General features: G+C 70.6%; 1 protein-coding gene. It reads left to right on the forward strand.

All coding sequences use genetic code 11. The features are described 5' to 3' along the window. On the forward strand, window positions 1–248 hold a 248-nt coding region (locus AAEY98_RS22565; protein ID WP_351019859.1), incomplete at both ends, for a glycine--tRNA ligase subunit beta.

Raw genomic sequence — 248 nt, forward strand, 5'->3', positions numbered from 1 at the left:
GGCGAGATCATCGAGGGCAACGAGCGCGTCGTGCGCCCGCGCCTCGCCGATGCGAAGTTCTTCTTCGAGCAGGACAAGAAGAAGCCGCTCGCCGACCGCGTGCCGCAACTCGCGAACGTCGTCTATCACAACAAGCTCGGTTCGGCGCTCGCCCGCGTCGAGCGCCTCGAGGCGCTGGCCGGCGAAATCGCCCCTGCGATCGGCGCCGACACCGCGCACGCGAAGCGCGCCGCGCGCCTCGCGAAGGC

It is taken from the genome of Shewanella sp. AC91-MNA-CIBAN-0169 (assembly GCF_040310165.1).
Classification (GTDB): Bacteria; Pseudomonadota; Gammaproteobacteria; order Enterobacterales; family Shewanellaceae; genus Shewanella.